Here is an 18,293-nt window from a genome sequence, read left to right as displayed (position 1 = left end):
GATACAACGTCGTTGCCTGGAAGCCGACAACCTGTCCACCCCGCCCATGGCGGAAGCGATAAGCGGGCGGGACCTTGGCCGCCGTGCCGGTCACCCCTTCACCATGTGCCCGGCGTATGCCACCACGAATGCGGTTTCCTGAAATACCTTCAGGCCGGTGTCGGCAAAAGGGATGGGCAGCGGGTTAGCGGACAGGGTGGATTTGATCAGCGCGGGCGACAGCAGAGTAACATCCAGGTCGATTCCGGAGATCAGTTGAATCGCCGCCTCAAGCTTGAAGCTGATGGCGCCACCGGCAAATTTGCCCTTGGGCATACGCTCTTTAATCACAACCTTTTCAACGCGGTACTCAGCCATAAGATCTGCAAACGCGGTCTGAAACTGCTGGAGGTCGGCACGAGTATGGTTCTTCCTGAGTGTCAACTTGCGGACCTTGCATTCCGGCAGGCTGAAATGCCCCTGTTCCAACTTCAGCAGACACACAACGGCATCGCTGCCGGTCAGTTCTACACCACAGATAATCATGCAATTTCCTCAGGTGACCCTAACCGCAGCACTTCTTGAATTTAACGCCACTGCCGCAGGGGCAGGGATCATTTCGGGACGGCGCTTTTTCCTGCCGGACGGTAGCGGCTTTGTTCAGGATGACGGTCAGTTCAGCGATCGACTCCACCGCACCCTCGCGGGTGTCCAGCGTGATGTTCGCATGCAGGTTCGCCTCGGTAACCAGCGCTTCAACTTCTTGCCGGCGCGCTTCACTGGTTACCACCAGTGTTAACGGGAACTTCTTGCTACCGCTCTTCTGGCTGGCCTTGGTCTGGTAGCCGCCGTAAGCCGTGTGATGTTGACGCGCATCCTGCCGGCCCTTATAGAAAAATTTATCTGACATGCTGAAACCCTGATGGTTTGAAAAGAGAAAGCAACCGCCTGTGGCGACGCTGGCTGTCGCTGGGGCAGGCGGCGGTCTTTGCGGCGGTCACCTTTTAGCATGCTTGCGGGAATCCCGATAGCGTAAACCGCAGAAATAAACGTATTCCCCTACCCGCTGGAACCACCTGAACCGGCAGGCGCTTCGGGGAGGCATCGTGCCGTCTGCTAACGTATGATAGCGCATCGTAATTGCACGGTTTCCAACCGACCTGTTCCGATGACAACCGAGGAGAACCCCATGATCTGGACTGTTTATCTTTCTGGCGAAATTCATACCGACTGGCGTGAGCAGATTCAGGCCGGGGCCGAAGCTGCCGGATTGCCGGTTGAATTCACCGCGCCAGTCACCGACCACGAAGCCAGCGATGCCGCGGGCGATGTGCTTGGCAAGCCGGAGGTGCCCTTCTGGCGTGACCACCAGTCCTCCAAGGTGAACGGCATTCGTACCAAGACTCTGCTGGAGCAGTGCGACCTGGCGGTGATCCGCTTCGGTGACAAGTACAAGCAATGGAACGCAGCTTTTGATGCGGGCTTTTGTGCCGCAATGGGAACGCCCTACATCACTCTTCACAATGACGACATCGTTCACCCCCTGAAGGAAGTGGACGCGGCCGCCATGGCCTGGGCGCAAACGCCGGAACAAGTCGTTGAGGTGTTGAAGTACGTGACGACCGCGCGCTGAAAACCCGGAGCCGGTCCCCAGGGGGGGCAGATTTGAAATCTGTCCCCCTGATGCCAACCCTGCCCTCCCTGCTGCCAACCATGTCAGCTTTCTGCCACCCCCGGCACCAAGCCCTCCCCCCCATCCATTAAACTTTCATCATCTACCCCATGGAAGGCGGAATCTCTGCGGCTTCTCTTCTAATCTGATCAGGCAACACCCCAATCCCCTCGCAGACGACTGACACCGAAAAGGAGATCGCCATGTCAGAACTGACCTTCTACAGCAACCCCATGTCCCGCGGGCGCATTGTCCGCTGGATGCTGGAAGAACTCGACGTACCCTACCAGCTGGAAATCGTGGAGTTCGGCTCCGCCATGAAGAGCCCGGACTACCTGGCCATCAACCCCATGGGCAAGGTGCCCGCCATCAGACATGGCACCACCGTGGTCACCGAAGTGGCCGCCATCTGCGCCTACCTGGCCGATCAGTTTCCGCAACAGAAGCTCGCGCCACCACCCCAGAGCCCTGAGCGGGGCACCTATTACCGCTGGCTGTTCTTCATGGCGGGCCCATTCGAAATGGCCACCAGCGCGCGGGCCTATGGCTGGCGCATTGACGAGAAAAATGTGCAGGCGGTGGGATGCGGTCACATCGAAGACTCTGCCAACGCCCTGGAGCAGGCCCTGGCCAGGGGGCCCTTTATCTGCGGCGAGCAGTTCACCGCAGCGGACGTGGTGGTCAGCAGCTACCTGGGATGGGAAATGATGCAGAAGAACCTGGATCCCCGCCCGGTCTTCCAGGACTACGTCGAGCGCAGCGGAAGCCGGCCAGCGGCCAGGCGGGCCAACGAGCTGGATAACGCACTGATCAAGCAAACCCCTTAGGGGGCAGGCGGCGGGGGCAGATCAACGCAGCATCAACCTGCCCTCTCCTGCTGAACACTTCACACCGACAAGTGTCGCCGGAACAGCGCCAGGGCGGCAGAAAAGAACACGGCCCCGATGGCAAGCAGCGCCAGCAGCTGGGGCCAGACCACCTCAAGGCCCGCCCCGCGGTACAGAATGGCCTGAGCCATACTCACGAAATGGGTCGTCGGAGCCGCCAGCATGAGGTCCTGCACGATATCAGGCATGCTTTCCCGCGGGGTAATACCACCAGAGAGCAGCTGCAGGGGCAGGATGGTGAGTATCAGCAGCAGACCGAACTGGGGCATGGTACGCGCCACGGTGCCAATCAGGATACCGATGGCGCTGGTGGAAAGCAGGTAAATCAGCGCGCCGAAGAGGAACAATAGAATCGAGCCGGCAACAGGAACCTGCAGCCAGCCCTGTATCACCAGCGTAACCGATACGGAAGCTGCCAGCAGCACGACCAGACCGTTGGCCCAGACCTTCGATGCCATGATTTCAAACGGCCTGAGCGGCATCACCATCAGGTGTTCCACCGTGCCGTGTTCCCGCTCACGGATCAGCGCCGCACCGGTCAGGATAATGCTGATCAGGGTGACCTGGCTGATCAGCTCCATCACCCCGCCAAACCAGCTGCCATCCAGGTTCGGATTGAAGCTGGCACGGGTCACCAGCTGCACCGGCAGGGCGCTCCGGGAGCTGCCCGGCTGCAGAAACTCCGCCACCTCGATCATCGCGAAGCGCTCGATGTAGGAGGTCCCGATAAATGCCTGGCTCATCCGGGTGGCATCTATATTGAGCTGCAGGCTGACCTGCTGCCCCTGCCGTACCTTGCGCTCAAAGCCCTCCGGAATCACCAGGGCAAAGGTATGACTGCCCTTGTCCAGCAGCTCATCGATCTGGTCATAGCCCACCATGTCCGGCGGCAGAAACCAGGGCTGCTGCAGCGAATTGATGATCCGCCCGGACAACACGGTCTGGTCTTCATCCACCACCGCAATCGGCGCGTTGTGCAGTTCCATCGAGCCGGCCGATCCTGCCGTATAGATCATGACCGTGAAGGCCACCAGCACAAAGATCATCAGAACCTTGTCCTGCCACAGGCTGCGCAGTTCCTTGATGCCCAGGTGCCAGATATTGCGTAAAGATACCATCAGCGCCCCTGTTTCCTCAGCAGTGCCACCGCCATCAGCGTCAGTACCGGAATGAATGCTGCCAGTGCAAGAAAGGCACCCTGCATGTCGGCCAGGGTCAGGCCCTTGGTGAACACCCCACGGCTGATCTGCAGGAACCAGGTTGCCGGCCAGAAGGTGCCGATCCAGGCACCGGCGCCACTCAGCGAAGACACTGGCTCGGTCAGGCCGGAGAACTGCACGGTCGGCAGAATACTGAGAATGGCGGTGGCCGCCAGGGCCGCAATTTGGGTAGAGGCAAAAGAGGATATCACCTGCCCCAGCGCAGTCGTGGCGGTCACGAACAACAGGGCGCTCAGGGTGAGGGTAAGCAAACCGCCTTTGAGCGGCACATTGAACACGTATACCGCCAGCAGCACCAGACTGGCAAAACTGACCATGCTGAACGCAATATACGGCAGCTGTTTACCCAACAGGAATTCCAGCCGGGTGACCGGAGTTACGTACAGATTGGTGATGGAACCGAGCTCTTTCTCCCGGACAATACCCAGAGCCATCAGGATGGCCGGTATGAAGATCAGCAGGATCGGGATCACCGCCGGCACCATCGCATCCAGGCTGCGGAAAGCCTGGTTGTAGCGATAGCGATCTTCCAGCGTTACCAGGCTCAGCACGGGCACCTCACCCCAGCTGCGCTGCGCCAGTTCGCTCAGGTAACTGAGGTGCATACCCTGGACGTACCCGAGGATGGTTTCACCCCGGAACGGCATGGCGCCATCGACCCAGACGGCGATTTCGGTATCCCGCCCCCGTTTCAGATCCTTGCCGAAGCCCGACGGAATGGCAATGGCCAGACTCAGCTCACCGGAGCGCATGCGTTGTTCCAGCTCGGCCATCGAGCCCAGCACAGGCCGTTCCACAAAATAGCGGGAACCGGATATCGCGTTGATGTAATCGCGGCTCTGGGGCGTCTGATCCCGGTCGAGCACCGCAAACGACAAATCCTCCACATCCATCGTAATGCCATAACCGAGGATCAGCATCAGCAGCGCCGACCCGATAAAGGCAAACGCCATACGGATCGGGTCCCGCAACAGCTCCCGCGCTTCGCGCCGACCATACGCCAGCAGCCGCCGGACGCTGAAAGGCTGGTGGCGGCCAGGGTGCGCCGCTGACGCCGCCAGCACCAGTCCATCCGCATGGTTTTCCGGCTCCTTGTCGACGGCCTCCAGCGTCTTCATGAAGGCGCCTTCGAGGCTGTCAGTACCGGACTCTGCAACCAGCTGTTCCGGCGTATCACAGGCCAGCACTTCCCCGGCATGCATCAGCGAGATGCGATCACAGCGTTCGCCTTCATTCATGAAATGGGTAGAAATGAAGATGGTTACGCCATCCTGGCGGGACAGCCTCAGCAACAGCTGCCAGAACCGGTTGCGGGCACCGGGATCGACCCCGGAGGTTGGCTCATCGAGAATCAGCAACTCGGGCTCGTGCACCACCGCCACAGCCAGCGAAAGACGTTGGCGCACCCCCAGCGGCAAGCGGCTCGCGCGCTGATCCATGACCTCTTCCAGCCCGAATTCCCGAACCAGGGTGTTAATGCGCCCGGCAATGGTTGCTGCCGGAAGATGGAACAGCCGCGCATGCAAATCCAGGTTCTGCCGCACCGTCAGCTCGCCATACAAGGAGAACGACTGGGACATGTAGCCAACCTTCCTCCGCGTCGCCAGGTCCCGGGCATTCAGGGGCTCACCAAACAGTTGGACCTCGCCCTCGGTGGGCGTCAGCAGGCCAGTGAGCATTTTCATGGTGGTGGTTTTGCCACAACCATTGGAGCCGAGGAACCCGAATATCTCTCCCTTGGGAATGGAGAAACTAACATCCCTGACGGCGGTGAAGTTGCCAAACTTCAGAGTAAGGTTATGGGCCTCGATGGCCGGCGCACCGCTCGCGTACCCGGCGCGCGGTGTTGCCACCGGTGCCACTGCCGGTAATCCATGCTCCTGCCGGCCATCCGGCAACAGCGCAATAAAGGCATCGTCCAGGTTGTCGGTGCCGGTTTGCTGGCGCAGCTCTCGTGGCGAACCGGTCGCCAGTACCTGCCCGTTGTCCATTGCCACCAGCCAGTCGTAACGCTCTGCCTCTTCCATATAGGCCGTCGCCACCAGCACGCTCATGCCCGGCTGCTGACGGCGAATAGTGCCGATCAGATCCCAGAAACGTTTACGTGACAGCGGATCCACCCCGGTTGTGGGCTCATCCAGAATCAGCAGGTCGGGGCTATGAATAAGCGCGCAGCACAGCCCCAGTTTCTGTTTCATGCCGCCGGATAGCTTGCCGGCGGGACGATTGCGGAACGACAGCAGACCAGTGGCTTCCAGCAACCGGTCGATCTGCTGTTGCCGGGACTGGCCACTAAGCCCGAACAGATCGGCGAAAAAGCCGATATTCTCGTCCACGGTAAGACTGTGATAGAGGTTGCCGCCCAGCCCCTGGGGCATATAGGCAATCCGGGGCGCTACCTGGTTACGGAATCGGTGACTGGCCATATCGCCACCCAAGACCTTCAAGCGGCCCTGCTGAAGCTCGCGGGCGCCGGCAATCAATCCCAGCAAAGTGGATTTACCAACGCCGTCGGGGCCGATCAAACCGACCATGCCGCCGGCGGGAACGGCGAGCGTGACCCCAGCCAGCGCCACAGTATCCCCGTAGGTGTGGCTGACTCCCTCCAGCCGGACCACGGTTTCAGTCATTGGGCAGGCTCGCCGTCAGGCTCTCGGGCCACGCCAGGCCTTCATCCAGCCGCACGTAGGCTTCACCGGGAACGCCGGTTTTCACCCGGTCCCGATAGGCCCTGAGCAGATCCGGATCGATACGGATGCGCACCCGGAACATCAGCTTCTCCCGCTCACTGCGGGTTTCCACGGATTTCGGCGTGAACTGGGCTTCCGCAGCGACAAAACTGACTTCCGCCGGCACCACATAGTCCGGCAGGGCGTCCAGCACAATCCGGGCCTCAGACCCCACCCGCACCCGCCCGGCCTGGGCCGTGGGCAGGAAAATGGTCATGTACACATCGGTCACATCCAGTACGGTAGCCACCTTGCCACCGGCCGCCAGCACTTCACCCGGCTCGGCCAGGCGGTAGAGCACCCGGCCACCCACGGGGGTGGCGAGCTGGCTGTCATCGATGCTGGTCTGAATCTGGCGAATACTGGCGCGGGCCGCCTCGATCCCGGCCAAGGCGGAGGCAACTTGCACCCGGGCCGCCTGCAGGGCTGCATCTGCAGTTTCTGCAGCGGTGCGGGCACGGTCCAGCTGCTCCCGGGAAGCATGACCGCGGTCTACCAGGGTTTCCATTCTGGCCAGTTCCGCCCGGGCATAACGGCGCTCACTCTCACGCTGGGCAACCACTGCCTCCGCCAGATGCTGCGACTGTTCCGCCTGGTGCAGGTTTGCCTCGGCGGCGGCCAGCCGGGCTTCTACTTCATCGGTATCCATTACCGCCAGCAACTGACCGGCTTCCACCATGTCACCTTCCTGCGCCGCAAAGGATTCGAGACGGCCCGGAATGCGGGTTGCAATATCCACTTCCGTGGCTTCAATACGACCGTTGCCGGACGCAATATGCCCGGGCAACGACTGCCCGCCAGGCAAAAGATACCATGCCGCCAGCGCGACGACCGCAATAATGACAACAGCCAGAATGAGTTTGAAACCGGGCTTAACGCCTTGATTGGGCATAGTTCATCCTTGAGTACGGGAAGACTCAGTACATGCGCTGAGTATAGGAAGGGAGTGTGACAACCCGGCTGACGGGAATCAAGTTAGCGTCCGAAGTAACCAAGGGGTTACAGAGGCTTCGGCGGCCATTTCAACAAACCGGCCAGCGCTGCATCCTCAGAAAAACACGTTACAGATCCAGTTTGACAAAAGTTTACCTGATTAGTTGTTGAACAACGAAAATGCTATTGAGTGACAGCAATTTTGCCGCCAACATAGCGCCCGATGTCGTGATATACGGTTTTTTATAGCCACAAAGCACCGGATTTCACGATCCCCCTTCCACATGCTTTCGTTGTTCACCACGGTAATGCTGCAGAATCCCAAAGATCTCAGGCTCCAGGCGTGCCTTATTATCCTGTTCGTGTGCAGCCTGCTGACCGGCTTACTCGTTGCCGTGGCCGAGGTGTTCCCCGGAACCTTGCTACCGGAACATCTCGGGCTCTCGCGGGAAGGGGCCCGCATGGCTTTCCTGGCCGCGAGTACAGTAACCGCGGTGGTAGCGAGCTATGTGCTGATCATGGGGCGCAGCTTGCTAAGCCTTCACAGGATCCAGGCGCAAGAGTTGAGCACTGCGGAACAGCGCTTTCGCTCGCTGTTCTCCCAGTCTCCGGATGCCGTTTTCGGCTTTGACAAGGATGGCTACTACACATCGCTCAACCCGGTGGCACAAGCCATCGTCGGGCTTGGCGAATCGGACCTTGGCGTTACCCATTACCGGGATGTCCTGACCGATGAGGCAATGGATGAAGCCGGCTTTGCCCGCTTTGACAAGGGCTTCCGTAACGCCGCGGCAGGTCGCACACAGACTTTCGAGGTAGGGTTTGTCAACCAACACGGCGAGCGACGGGATTACGAATGCGCCTTCTTGCCCATCGTCGTGGACGCCGGGGTGGAGGGGGTGTTCGCCATCGTCAAAGATGTCACCAAGCGGCTGCAAGCCCAGGAAAACCAGCGGATCCTGCAGCGCAGCCTGGAGTCCAGCGATAACGCTGTGGTCGTGGTGGATATCCGCTCGACAAACCTGCCGGTGGTCTTTGTGAACCCTGCATTCTCTCAAATGACCGGATACCACGAGAGCGAGGTTATTGGCGCTCCCGTGAAGCTGCTGACCGGGCCGGAAACCGATGCCGAAGATCTCGCCCGGATCAGACAAGCCGCCAAAGCCGGCCAACCGGTCAGCCTGACGCTGAAAAGCTATCGCCGGGACGGTACGCCGTTCTGGAATCAGGTCTCACTGGCCCCGGTGCGTGATGAACAGCAGCAGGTGACCCACGTCGCGGCGATTATGAACGATATTTCCGAGAAGAAAGAGCAGGAAAGACGTCTCGCCTACCAGGCCACCCACGATGTACTGACCGGCCTGGCCAACCGCGCCCTGTTCGAGGACCGTCTGGCGCACGATTTCGCGCTGGCAAAACGCCACCAGCAGCAACTTGCCGTGCTCTTTATTGATCTGGACGAATTCAAGCCCATCAACGACACCCTTGGCCACAAAATCGGTGATGAGCTGCTGATCAGCGTGGCGCAGCGTCTCACTGCCGCGATACGCCCCACGGACACCCTGGCACGGCTGGGGGGAGACGAGTTCGTCCTGCTATTACCGGACCTGGGCTCATCCCATGAAGCCGAGGAAGTCGCCGAACGCATTCTCGGGGAGCTATCCCAGCCCCACCTGCTTGGCGGACATGAACTCTATATCTCGGCAAGCATCGGTATCAGTACCCTGTGTAAAGACCTTGAGCGTCCCGAAAAGCTGTTGCAGCAAGCTGACATGGCCATGTACAAGGCCAAAAAGCAGGGCCGTGATACCTATGAAATTTACTCCCGTGACCTGGATAAGAAGCTTGCCCGGCGGGTGAACCTGAGAAACGAGCTCCAGGAGGCGATGACCTCCGGCCAGCTGAACCTGCACTACCAGCCACTGGTTGACCGGTCCGGCAGCTTCTGTGGCCTGGAAGCCCTGGTACGCTGGAACCATCCCCGGAAAGGCCTCATTGCACCGGCCGAATTTATTCCGGTTGCGGAAGAAACCGGGCAGATCGTGCACCTTGGCAAGTGGGTCACCCGCCAGGCCTGCCGGGACGCCCAGAAACTTGTCGCGCGGGGTATGCTCGCGGGCCGCATGGCCGTGAACCTCTCGCCGCTGCAATTTCATCGCCCCGGGTTTCTGTCCACCTTGCGGAGTATTCTGGAAGAGACCGGATTGCCCGCCCGGTACCTTGAACTGGAGCTGACCGAAAGCATTCTGATGAAGGACAGTGACGGGGCCATCGGCATTCTCAATGCCCTGAACGACATGGGCATTGCCGCCGCCATCGATGATTTTGGCACCGGGTTTTCAAGCTTCAGTTACCTGCGGCATCTCCCCGTCGACAAGATCAAGATTGACCGCAGTTTTGTAAGTAACGTGGTGACCAACGACAAGGACGCCGCCGTTTGCAAAGGCGTGATCACCCTCGCCCGGGAAATGGACCTGACAGTAGTTGCCGAGGGGATCGAGAACGCCGATCAGTTCGAATACCTGAGAGATTACGGCTGTGAGGTATTCCAGGGCTACCACTTTGCCAGGCCCATGCCGATTGGGCAGCTGCTTGAATGGGTTGAAAAAACGGCGGGCGACAGATCGGGCAAGTAACCTCAAGACCGGTCAGGGTTGCCCATCGCCTTTGACACCCAGGCGGTCCAGATACAGGTGAAGCTCCTGCTCGCTGATGTTCACGTACTCCAGTACCCGCCCGTACAACATTACCGTGGGAACGTTGCGGCCCTTGAGCTCCCGCTGGGTTTCATTCAACACATACAGGATGATCCGTTCGGTGCGGGTAAGGCCATCCCGCACATCGGGAATGACCTCCAGCAGTGCGTCCAGTTCATCTTCTCGCATACGGTTACCTCATCAACGTTAATCAACACAGCGGCTGCTGGACCGGCACGGGTGTTATGCTTGGCTTATTCAGCAACCGGCTGAAACACCGGACACCGTGCTGATTACCGGCATGAAACCATAACCCGCCCGCAGGCTCCATGCCTGCGCCCCGTTATCGAGTGGTGTGACTGTGAGAAAACTGCTCCTGATCTGTAGCCTCGCCCTGCTCCTGGCGGCAACGTTCAGTCTGCTTGCCCGGCCGGTGCCTATCGAGCAGAAGCTGATACAGATCCACGCCGGCGACGTGCTGGACGGTTTTACCGGCATTGAGGAGCAACCGGTCGAGGTGCAGGCGGTGCTGCTCGATCTTGCCGATGACCCGTTGCTGCTGGTGAAGGCCCAGGCCGCCTTCCTGCGCTACCCTGACATGGCCCGCACCCTGTTCCCGCTGTATGGCGCGGAACCGGAATTCCAGGACATCCTGGGACGTTATGGCGAGAACATCCTGCCCCCGATCCAGCATTTTGTGCGCCAGCCGATTGGCTCCATCGAACTGATGAATGCCGCCGCCCGGCGCTACGAAGCCATCCGGCAATACTTTAATGACGCGCCGGATGACCGCCCTGAGAACCCTGGCGAGGGCACCGCCAGCAACAGCCAGCCGGACAACCCGGCATCTGAGCCCCGCGCCAAACTGTCGCCTGAGGAGCGCGGCTGGTACGCCGTCAATTTTATCGCCAGTGAAGGCCACGACTTCCTCGGCCAGTTCATGGTCGACGCCGAGGGTAACACCCAGTGGGTCAGCACCGAGCGGGTGCTGGAAGGGCTGAACCGGTTTTTCGCCAGCGGCATTCGCACGCTGGAAATGAACTACCGCTCAGGGGAAGAGATTACCGCCGGTGATGTCGGCTGGGCTTCAGTCGATGTACTGGTGTTTGCCAGTGCCGTGAAGGTGCTGCGCCTTGGACGAGCGGCGGCAGTCACCACCAAAGGTGCCAGCCGGGGCACCCGTTCTGCTGCCCTGGCCGCCCGCGTCACCCGGAGCGGACGGATGGTGCTGAGCAGCGCACGCTACGCCAAATGGCCGGTAGTTATCGGTGCCGGCTACCTCGTCATTGCCCACCCCAGCATCATCAACGACCTGCTCGCCGGTGTTGCGGACGTCCTTGGCTACCCCACGGTGGCCGTTCAGTTTGCCGGCTGGTTGCTGCTGCTGATTCCCGCCCTCTACCTCGGCAGCTGGCTGCTGTGGCTGGTGGCTCCGCTGCTAATCGGGCTGTTGCGGGCCACCCAGTTCCTGATCGGTAAACTCAGTGGCCGCCGGGGGGCGGCGACCTAGAGTAAGTCTGGTGCAACTCAAAATCCTGTTCCGCCAGCATCGACGCCATATTGATGATGGAGCGGGCCATACCACGAACCAGATTGAGGAGCATCAGGCCAAAGGCGTCCGGCTCCTGTTGATGCAGGTTGAGAAAGTGACCACAACTGATTTCAAGAACCACAGAATCTTCGTCGGCCCGGGTGGTGGCAGGGCGGTTCGAAAGCGCGATCATCGGAACAAACCCCATATCGTCACCCGGTTCATGGCAACGGGCCAGGGTCCAGCCGCCGTCTCGTCGAGGCATCCAGGTACCGACTTTGCCGGCAAGCACGATGTAGAAGGCATCGCTGCGATCGCCCACCGCATACAGGCTGTCCCCTGCATCGAGACTGATTACCCGCCCTTCCTGCAACAGGCGCAGGATCACCTCGTCCGGTAACGCACCGAGGCTCGAAAGGTCACGAAAATAGGCGGGGCCCTGCTGGTGCCAATAGTCCAGGGCATCGATATCGCGCATACGACTGTCACCTGGTTGTTTTCGGTGATTCCAGTATAACGCCATCGGTGGCGGCTGTTTCAAGCGAGTTGCAACCACCAGGGCGCAGTCTAACGGGCGGGAATAAACACCCCGAACCCCATCTCCCGCCCCAGCCCGGGCGATAGCTGCTCATCCTCCACCGCCAGTTTGCCGTTGATCAGTACCGTCTTCACAATGCCCGGGTTGCGGTTCACCAGCCGTTGCAGGTCAAAGTTCTCCATATCTGCCCAGCAAACCGCCTCCAGATCCTGATCAAAGCCGGACGGATCCAGGATCACCACATCCGCCCGATCCCCTTCCCGGATTCTGCCGGCATCGACACCGAACCAGTCGGCCTGGTCGCCGGTCAGGCGGTGAACGGCCTGTTCCATAGTCATTACCGGGTCGCCGTCTGCGATGGACTCTTGCACCAGTTTCAGCATGCGCAGGGGCAGGTTGTAGAACGCCATATTACGGATGTGGGCGCCGGCATCGCTGAAGGTAATCAGCGCGCGAGGGTCTTTTACCATCCGTTTCAGCACCGGCTTGCGGTGATTGCCCACCGTGGTGTACCAGCGGATCTGTTTGCCGAACTCCACCACCAGGTCCAGAAACAGATCCACCACGTGGACACCGCGGGCCCGTGCCACTTCTTCAAAATTCTTGCCAATCAGCGAGGTGTCCGGGCAATCGATGATCATGGCGTCGCCGAAGTCCCGCTGCCACACCCGCGGGCTCAGCTTCTCGCCGTAAAACTTGCGGAAATCCCGGCGGTACGCCTCGTCCCTGAGCAGCTGGTTGCGCTCAACGGCATCCCTCAGATCCAGCGCCATTTCCCCTGCCCCGAACTCTTCAAAAAACACCACATCAATGCCATCGGCGTACACCGTGAAGGGGGTGGGCAACACCTGCCAACGAAAATCGCCGCGCAGTGCATTGGTTACCTTCGAGGTGAGCCGGGTGAGATTGGTGAGGTAGGCACTGCCCTTGAGGTCCATCTGGCTGATCAGCGTGGTTTTCAATGGCCGACGCAGCCAGCCCAGGCACTCCCGCACGTACTGCAGAATCTGCAACGGCGTCGCGGCATTGGGTGCCCCCTGATGCACCCGGCCATAGCGGCGTACCAACCGGTTCAGCCGGGCAACCTCCTTCCAGCGGGCGTAGGTGCTCGGCAGGCTCTTGGACCATTCCCGGTCGCCGTCCACCTTGTCCCATTTAAGGCACATGGTGGACAGCCCCAGGAACCCCTCATCGAGGGCTTCCTCAAGCAACCGTTCCATGGCCTGCAATTCTTCCTCACTTGGCTGAACTGCCAGGTCCGTCGCCCGACTCAGGCCCATCACACCCACCCGCAGATCACTGTGCCCCAGAAAACTGATGACATTGGGGCCCAGCGGCACCTGCCGGATGTGTGCCACCCATTGCCGCGGCGTAGACCAGGTTTTGTGGGTCTGCAGAATGGGCAGCACCCGCTCCCGCGGCACCGTCTCCACCCGGGTGAAAATATCCGAGGCATCCTCATCCCTGCTGCAGATCATACTGAGGGAGCAACTGCCCACCAGTACCGTGGTCACCCCGTGACGGACCGACTCCGACAGGCTGGGACTGACCAGCAACTCGGCATCGTAGTGGGTGTGGGTATCCAGAAACCCCGGCGTAACCCAGCAGCCACTGGCATCGATCACCCGATCCGCTTCATAATGAGGAATCGGCTCGGCACAGACCTTCGCAATGCGACCATCCCTGATGGCCAGGTTACAGATGAAAGACGGCGCCCCGGTGCCGTCAAAATAACGCCCGCCTTCGATGAGAAAGTCATACTGAGCCATTGCGGTGCCCCTTTGGCAATCTTGTTCTTGTTGGTGGTAAGGATCTTCTGGCAGCGCTTTGAGGATAGACGAACACCGCCTGAACCGTGCGGCAAAAGAGGCCTTACAGAATCAGCGCCACGCCGCCCGCCATGGCCGCAAACAGAATCGACAGCCCGACCAGGGTTTTCCAGGGAAACGGCGGCGCAGGCGGTTCGACGGCCAGTTGGTCTTCCAGGTAATTCCTCAGCAAGCGGGTATTACGGGTATTGGCCTTATAGATGGCATCGAAGGCATCCCCCACCACCGGCAGCATCCCGCCCAGAAAATCGATCCCCATATTGCGCAACATACGCAACTTTACCGCCCGGCTGACGCCCGCGCGCTGCGCCTCGATGAGAACATAGCTGGATAATACCAGGCCGGCAAAATCCCCTATGACCGGGACCAGCCCTATGATCGCCTCCGCGCCGATGCTCAGCCGGGTAAAGGGAATGCCAATACTGCTGTCAGTGAAACGACTGAACTTTTCCAGCCGACTCAGCGTTGCGCGTTGCCGCGCTTCGATAGGGTGTTTTGCCATGATAACTCCAGGGTAACAGGGCTCCGGCGTGCCCGTAATGATGAAACCCGGGCAACAACCTGGTCAGGACCGGCAATCCTGGTTGTTTTTTGAGCGATTCTTTCTTGGTATTCCCTGCTGACTGCTATAGTGACACTAAACGTTTACATGAATTAACAATTCCGCAGGCACCACCTCACAGGAAATATCGGGAACAAGGGAGTTTATTCATGAAGCCGCACAAACGCTACACACGCCTCCTGATCCTGCTCGGATTGACCGCCTCACTCATTGGCTGTGCCGGCCCCGGGCCACGACCGGACAGCCAGCTGCAGTGGGCAGAAACGTCCATTCAGCAAGCCGAAGCGACCGATGCCAGGAGATTCGAGCCGGTTTTACTGAATCAGGCCCAGAACAAACTGGCCGATGCCCGTAAGTTGATCGACCGGGAGGAATACCGGCAAGCCGAAAGATTACTGGAGCAGGCCGCCGTTGATGCCCAGCTGGCAGGCGCCCGCGCCGAAACCGAGAAAGCCCGGCAGGCGGTGGCCGAGATCAACAGCAGCATCGAAAACCTCCGCAATCAAATGGAATCGAACCCACAGTAAGCCCGGAGCAAGGAGACTGATATGAAAATCCATACCCTGTCTACAATCCTGGCAGCCGGGCTACCCCTACTGATGGTTGGCTGTGCCAGCGCCCCCGAACAGAATGCCCGGGTCGAAGAAGCCCGCCTGGCCTATAACACCATCGCGGAAGATCCGTATGTGGCGCGCAGCGCCGCGACCCAGCTTCGCAGCGCCAAGACGCAACTGGACCGGGCGGACGCCCTGCTGGAAGACGACGCTGACATCGGCCAGGTGGAACACGTGGCCTACCTTGCCAACCGCCACGCACAGATTGCTGAACAGCAGGGATTGCGCGCGAAACTGCAGGAAGACATCAGTTCTGCCGAGGCACGGCGCCAGCAAGTCATGCTGGAGATGAGTAAAAGCGAGGCCGAAGCACTGCGGGCGCAGATGGAGGCTCTGCAGGCCGAGAAAACCGAGCGCGGCATGGTGCTGACTCTCGGTGATGTGCTGTTCGATCTCAACAAGGCGGACCTGAAGCCTGCCGGTGTGCGCACTGTTCGGCGGCTTTCAGACTTCATGTTGCAGTATGGTAACCGCCGGGTGCGGGTTGAGGGCTACACCGACAGCACCGGTGCCGAATCCTACAACCAGGATCTGTCCGAGCGACGGGCAATGGCCGTACGGGATGCCCTGACGGCGGAAGGCATTGCCCGCAGCCGGATAGAAGTCATGGGTTACGGTGAGGCGTATCCGGTTGCGACCAATGAAACCAGCGCCGGACGGCAACAGAACCGGCGGGTCGAAATTGTCATCTCGGATGAGGACGGCATGATCCAGAGCCGTTGAGCCGGGGCGGAAAGGGCCCCGCACCACCCTCCAGCCGACGGATTATCGGGTTTTCGGGGCCTACTGCGCGGCGTCGACCCCGATCCCGACTACGCCGGTGTGGAATAGTCAGCCTTGCTGCATGTCATGAATCATTGCCGCGGTGAGGGGGTTGCCGCCGATACCCCACTGGCCTTCGGCGACCTCTTCGATTTTGACCCAGGTGACCGGGCGCATCGCCTCGCCTTCTATTGCAACCATCGTGTCGGTCAACTTGCTGATCATCTGCGCTTTTTGTTCCTTGCTGAACACGTTCTCAATCAGATTTACGGTGATGAGTGGCATGGTGCATTTCTCCGCTGTATCGTTTGGTTGGGATTATCAGAGCCGCATCGGTCTGATGGGTTTATCCTAGGCAAACGACAACCGGCGAAATACTTCCCGGTCCGTAGTAACCAACTACGCTTTCTGTAGCTCCCAACTACAATGAAAGAAGTGAGTCACTGCGAGGGGAACATGGAATACGGAGAGTTCTGCCCTGTCTCCAAAGCCTTGGAACTGCTGGGGGAGAAGTGGACCTTTCTCGTTCTCCGCGAGCTCCACATGGGCGCCACCCGCTTCAATGAGTTGCAGCGCGGGCTCCCCCTCATTTCGCCTTCCATTCTCACCAAGCGCCTGAATGAACTGGCCGATGCCGAGCTCATCCTGCGCAAGAAAATACCCGGCCAGCGCGGCTCCGAGTATTACCTTACCCAGGCCGGCAAGGAAACACTTCCGCTGATCAGGGCGCTCGGCGAATGGGGTATGCGGTGGGCTCGTGGCGATCTGAGGGAAACCCACATCGACGTAGGGCTATTGATGCTTTATCTGCAGCGCAGCATCAAAACCGAATGCCTGCCGGGGAACCAGTCAGTGATCAAGTTCGAGTTCACCGACCTGCCAAAGCTGAACAACTGGTGGCTGCTGGTGCACGGCTGCACTGTGGATATCTGCCTCGAAAACCCCGGGAAGGACGTCGATGTCTACTTCACCACCGACTTGAGAACCATGGTGGCTTGCTGGATGGGAGACAAAACCTACAGGGCGGCCGTTGCTGACAGGAGCATGACCCTGGTCGGGCCATCCGCCCTCACCCGTAACATCCAGAACTGGCTTTCAGACAGCGTGTTTGCAGGCATTCCCTCCGCGCGGGAGATTTGAACAACTGCTATTCAGACTCCCCGCCAATTTCCCGAAACGCCTGCACCAGAGACTCCGGCTCCTGCGCCCCGGAGATCAGGTACCTGTCGTTGATCACAAACGCCGGGACCGACGAAATACCGGCCTGCTGATACCTGGCCTCATCCTCGCGCACTGTCCGGGCGTACTGGCCTGTCTCCAGCACGGCGCGGGCGCTTTCAGGCTCCAGACCGGCCGCTTCAACGCACCTGAGCAGCACCTCTGGCTCCGAGACAGCTTCCGCCCGGCCAAAATAGGCCTCGAACAACGCTTGTTTCATTGCAGTCGACTGACCCTGTTCGTCGGCCCACTTGACCAGGCGATGGGCATCAAAGGTATTGCAGGTAAATCGTTCCTGCATTTTCTCGAAGTTGAGGCCCAGCTCCGTTGCGATCCCCATCATCTGAGTCTGGTTGGCGCGCATCTCCGACTCGCTGCGCCCGTACTTTCGGGCCAGCGCCGGCAGGATCGGCTCACCTTCGCCGCGGTGGTCCGGATTCAGCTCGAACGCATGCCACTTAACGGTGAACTCGAATTCGGGCGCCAGCTGTTCCATGGCCCGCTCCAGGCGGGCATAGCCAATAGCGCACCAGGGGCAGGCGATGTCGGAAACGATGTCGATGTGAATCTTGTTCATGATGGCTCCTGAATAATCAAACAGTCCCGGCTGTACTGTCCTGGCGTTTTGCCTGGAAGGTACCTAGAAGCCCGAACCCGACAACCCCTCTTGCAGGTCCCGCTTCAGCTCTTCCGGCGCGGTAATCCAGACCTCACTTTCTGCGCCGGGAAAGACACCAACCTCAAGCCCGTCCCGGGTTAACCCCGGCACCCACTTATTGAAAAAGTCCGGCAGCGAGATCGCTTTCGGAGCAAGCTCATCCGTTCCCTTCGCATACTCAATGGCGAATTGCTCGCCCGGCCAGACCGGTAAATACGCCACACGGTCCTCGTCCGAGACGATCTTCAGAAAGCGATTGTCGGCATTGACCAGTATCCATACCTCACGTTCCTCAATCACCGCGTCGAGAAAGTAGTCGTACCGTTCCTCACCATCCATAGCCAGGGCGTGCATTGACGGGTTATCACTCATGATGGCTCCACAGAACTGTTAGGTAGTAACGGGGAGTCTACCGGAAACCTGGCGAATGAACCTCAGCAAGATTGGTGCCGCCCCCTGAAACCG

The 18,293-nt window shown here is 59.8% G+C and carries 19 protein-coding genes; 7 read left to right on the top strand and 12 right to left on the bottom strand.

Going from position 1 to position 18,293, the window contains the following annotated elements:
- Positions 1 to 90 precede the first annotated feature (90 nt).
- Complete coding sequence (locus CLH61_RS07455) at positions 91 to 525, bottom strand: DUF3010 family protein (protein ID WP_099614070.1); 435 nt, start codon at positions 523 to 525, stop codon at positions 91 to 93.
- Between the two features lie 19 nt (positions 526 to 544).
- Complete coding sequence (locus tag CLH61_RS07450; protein ID WP_099614069.1) at positions 545 to 889, bottom strand: PBPRA1643 family SWIM/SEC-C metal-binding motif protein; 345 nt, start codon at positions 887 to 889, stop codon at positions 545 to 547.
- 279 nt (positions 890 to 1,168) lie between these two features.
- On the opposite strand from CLH61_RS07450, the gene CLH61_RS07445 reads away from it, so the two are divergent.
- Positions 1,169 to 1,612, top strand: coding sequence for a YtoQ family protein (locus CLH61_RS07445; protein ID WP_099614068.1), 444 nt, complete (start codon positions 1,169 to 1,171; stop codon positions 1,610 to 1,612).
- 242 nt (positions 1,613 to 1,854) lie between these two features.
- Positions 1,855 to 2,478, top strand: a complete 624-nt coding sequence (locus CLH61_RS07440; protein ID WP_099614067.1) for a glutathione S-transferase family protein — start codon at positions 1,855 to 1,857, stop codon at positions 2,476 to 2,478.
- A gap of 59 nt (positions 2,479 to 2,537) precedes the next feature.
- On the opposite strand, the gene CLH61_RS07435 is transcribed toward CLH61_RS07440, so the two are convergent.
- From CLH61_RS07435 to CLH61_RS07425, 3 genes are read right to left on the bottom strand one after another with little or no spacing between them, the layout of a single operon-like run.
- Positions 2,538 to 3,656, bottom strand: a complete 1,119-nt coding sequence (locus CLH61_RS07435) for an ABC transporter permease (RefSeq protein WP_099614066.1) — start codon at positions 3,654 to 3,656, stop codon at positions 2,538 to 2,540.
- Positions 3,656 to 6,388, bottom strand: coding sequence for a ribosome-associated ATPase/putative transporter RbbA (rbbA, locus tag CLH61_RS07430; protein ID WP_099614065.1), 2,733 nt, complete (start codon positions 6,386 to 6,388; stop codon positions 3,656 to 3,658). Before rbbA ends, CLH61_RS07435 begins: the two co-directional genes overlap by 1 nt.
- On the bottom strand, positions 6,381 to 7,379 hold the full coding sequence (locus CLH61_RS07425; RefSeq protein ID WP_099614064.1) for an HlyD family secretion protein: 999 nt from the start codon (positions 7,377 to 7,379) through the stop codon (positions 6,381 to 6,383). Before CLH61_RS07425 ends, rbbA begins: the two co-directional genes overlap by 8 nt.
- A 325-nt stretch (positions 7,380 to 7,704) precedes the next feature.
- Between CLH61_RS07425 and CLH61_RS07420 the strand changes: the two genes are divergently transcribed.
- Positions 7,705 to 10,056: a putative bifunctional diguanylate cyclase/phosphodiesterase gene (locus CLH61_RS07420; protein ID WP_099614063.1), complete on the top strand. Its 2,352-nt coding sequence runs from the start codon at positions 7,705 to 7,707 to the stop codon at positions 10,054 to 10,056.
- Between the two features lie 12 nt (positions 10,057 to 10,068).
- Here CLH61_RS07420 and CLH61_RS07415 read toward each other — a convergent pair whose 3' ends face one another.
- Positions 10,069 to 10,305 (bottom strand): hypothetical protein, encoded by a 237-nt coding sequence (locus CLH61_RS07415; protein WP_099614062.1) that lies wholly within the window; start codon positions 10,303 to 10,305, stop codon positions 10,069 to 10,071.
- Positions 10,306 to 10,477: 172 nt separating this feature from the next.
- Here CLH61_RS07415 and CLH61_RS07410 point away from each other — a divergent pair, with 172 nt between their 5' ends.
- Positions 10,478 to 11,626: a hypothetical protein gene (locus CLH61_RS07410; RefSeq protein ID WP_099614061.1), complete on the top strand. Its 1,149-nt coding sequence runs from the start codon at positions 10,478 to 10,480 to the stop codon at positions 11,624 to 11,626.
- Here the strand turns inward: CLH61_RS07410 and CLH61_RS07405 are convergent.
- From CLH61_RS07405 to CLH61_RS07395, 3 genes are all read right to left on the bottom strand, one after another.
- Complete coding sequence (locus CLH61_RS07405) at positions 11,598 to 12,125, bottom strand: Crp/Fnr family transcriptional regulator (protein WP_170003646.1); 528 nt, start codon at positions 12,123 to 12,125, stop codon at positions 11,598 to 11,600. The two genes, CLH61_RS07410 and CLH61_RS07405, sit on opposite strands and share 29 nt — an antisense overlap.
- 89 nt (positions 12,126 to 12,214) lie before the next feature.
- The gene (locus CLH61_RS07400) at positions 12,215 to 13,954 is read right to left on the bottom strand and encodes an N-acyl-D-amino-acid deacylase family protein (protein ID WP_099614059.1); all 1,740 of its coding nucleotides are present in this window, start codon (positions 13,952 to 13,954) and stop codon (positions 12,215 to 12,217) included.
- Positions 13,955 to 14,057: 103 nt separating this feature from the next.
- Positions 14,058 to 14,516 carry a DUF4112 domain-containing protein gene (locus CLH61_RS07395; protein ID WP_099614058.1) on the bottom strand — a complete coding sequence of 153 codons (459 nt, stop codon included), beginning with the start codon at positions 14,514 to 14,516 and terminating at the stop codon, positions 14,058 to 14,060.
- A gap of 209 nt (positions 14,517 to 14,725) precedes the next feature.
- On the opposite strand from CLH61_RS07395, the gene CLH61_RS07390 reads away from it, so the two are divergent.
- Together CLH61_RS07390 and CLH61_RS07385 are read left to right on the top strand one after the other, a co-directional pair.
- The gene (locus CLH61_RS07390) at positions 14,726 to 15,103 is read left to right on the top strand and encodes a DUF4398 domain-containing protein (RefSeq protein WP_099614057.1); all 378 of its coding nucleotides are present in this window, start codon (positions 14,726 to 14,728) and stop codon (positions 15,101 to 15,103) included.
- A gap of 21 nt (positions 15,104 to 15,124) precedes the next feature.
- Positions 15,125 to 15,913, top strand: a complete 789-nt coding sequence (locus CLH61_RS07385) for an OmpA family protein (RefSeq protein WP_099614056.1) — start codon at positions 15,125 to 15,127, stop codon at positions 15,911 to 15,913.
- Between the two features lie 108 nt (positions 15,914 to 16,021).
- Here the strand turns inward: CLH61_RS07385 and CLH61_RS07380 are convergent, their stop codons facing one another.
- Positions 16,022 to 16,237: a tautomerase family protein gene (locus CLH61_RS07380; RefSeq protein ID WP_099614055.1), complete on the bottom strand. Its 216-nt coding sequence runs from the start codon at positions 16,235 to 16,237 to the stop codon at positions 16,022 to 16,024.
- 171 nt (positions 16,238 to 16,408) lie between these two features.
- Between CLH61_RS07380 and CLH61_RS07375 the strand changes: the two genes are divergently transcribed.
- On the top strand, positions 16,409 to 17,092 hold the full coding sequence (locus tag CLH61_RS07375) for a winged helix-turn-helix transcriptional regulator (protein WP_099614054.1): 684 nt from the start codon (positions 16,409 to 16,411) through the stop codon (positions 17,090 to 17,092).
- A gap of 7 nt (positions 17,093 to 17,099) precedes the next feature.
- Here the strand turns inward: CLH61_RS07375 and CLH61_RS07370 are convergent, their stop codons facing one another.
- Complete coding sequence (locus CLH61_RS07370; protein ID WP_099614053.1) at positions 17,100 to 17,747, bottom strand: DsbA family oxidoreductase; 648 nt, start codon at positions 17,745 to 17,747, stop codon at positions 17,100 to 17,102.
- A gap of 63 nt (positions 17,748 to 17,810) precedes the next feature.
- Complete coding sequence (locus tag CLH61_RS07365; RefSeq protein WP_228152561.1) at positions 17,811 to 18,200, bottom strand: DUF2750 domain-containing protein; 390 nt, start codon at positions 18,198 to 18,200, stop codon at positions 17,811 to 17,813.
- Positions 18,201 to 18,293: the final 93 nt, after the last annotated feature.

The organism is Marinobacter profundi (genome assembly GCF_002744715.1).
GTDB lineage: Bacteria > Pseudomonadota > Gammaproteobacteria > Pseudomonadales > Oleiphilaceae > Marinobacter > Marinobacter profundi.
The sequence above is the reverse complement of the archived record's forward strand: the minus strand, read 5'-3'. Positions and strand labels throughout refer to the sequence as shown.

Coding starts and splice junctions, on each gene's coding strand:
- CLH61_RS07365 (WP_228152561.1), bottom strand. CDS start 18,200: ATGAGTGATAACCCGTCAATGCACGCCCTGGCTATGGATGGTGAGGAA.
- CLH61_RS07370 (WP_099614053.1), bottom strand. CDS start 17,747: ATGAACAAGATTCACATCGACATCGTTTCCGACATCGCCTGCCCCTGG.
- CLH61_RS07445 (WP_099614068.1), top strand. CDS start 1,169: ATGATCTGGACTGTTTATCTTTCTGGCGAAATTCATACCGACTGGCGT.
- CLH61_RS07425 (WP_099614064.1), bottom strand. CDS start 7,379: ATGCCCAATCAAGGCGTTAAGCCCGGTTTCAAACTCATTCTGGCTGTT.
- CLH61_RS07375 (WP_099614054.1), top strand. CDS start 16,409: ATGGAATACGGAGAGTTCTGCCCTGTCTCCAAAGCCTTGGAACTGCTG.
- CLH61_RS07390 (WP_099614057.1), top strand. CDS start 14,726: ATGAAGCCGCACAAACGCTACACACGCCTCCTGATCCTGCTCGGATTG.
- CLH61_RS07400 (WP_099614059.1), bottom strand. CDS start 13,954: ATGGCTCAGTATGACTTTCTCATCGAAGGCGGGCGTTATTTTGACGGC.
- CLH61_RS07420 (WP_099614063.1), top strand. CDS start 7,705: ATGCTTTCGTTGTTCACCACGGTAATGCTGCAGAATCCCAAAGATCTC.
- CLH61_RS07455 (WP_099614070.1), bottom strand. CDS start 525: ATGATTATCTGTGGTGTAGAACTGACCGGCAGCGATGCCGTTGTGTGT.
- CLH61_RS07395 (WP_099614058.1), bottom strand. CDS start 14,516: ATGGCAAAACACCCTATCGAAGCGCGGCAACGCGCAACGCTGAGTCGG.
- CLH61_RS07440 (WP_099614067.1), top strand. CDS start 1,855: ATGTCAGAACTGACCTTCTACAGCAACCCCATGTCCCGCGGGCGCATT.
- CLH61_RS07435 (WP_099614066.1), bottom strand. CDS start 3,656: ATGGTATCTTTACGCAATATCTGGCACCTGGGCATCAAGGAACTGCGC.
- CLH61_RS07385 (WP_099614056.1), top strand. CDS start 15,125: ATGAAAATCCATACCCTGTCTACAATCCTGGCAGCCGGGCTACCCCTA.
- CLH61_RS07450 (WP_099614069.1), bottom strand. CDS start 889: ATGTCAGATAAATTTTTCTATAAGGGCCGGCAGGATGCGCGTCAACAT.
- CLH61_RS07380 (WP_099614055.1), bottom strand. CDS start 16,237: ATGCCACTCATCACCGTAAATCTGATTGAGAACGTGTTCAGCAAGGAA.
- CLH61_RS07415 (WP_099614062.1), bottom strand. CDS start 10,305: ATGCGAGAAGATGAACTGGACGCACTGCTGGAGGTCATTCCCGATGTG.
- CLH61_RS07405 (WP_170003646.1), bottom strand. CDS start 12,125: ATGCGCGATATCGATGCCCTGGACTATTGGCACCAGCAGGGCCCCGCC.
- rbbA (WP_099614065.1), bottom strand. CDS start 6,388: ATGACTGAAACCGTGGTCCGGCTGGAGGGAGTCAGCCACACCTACGGG.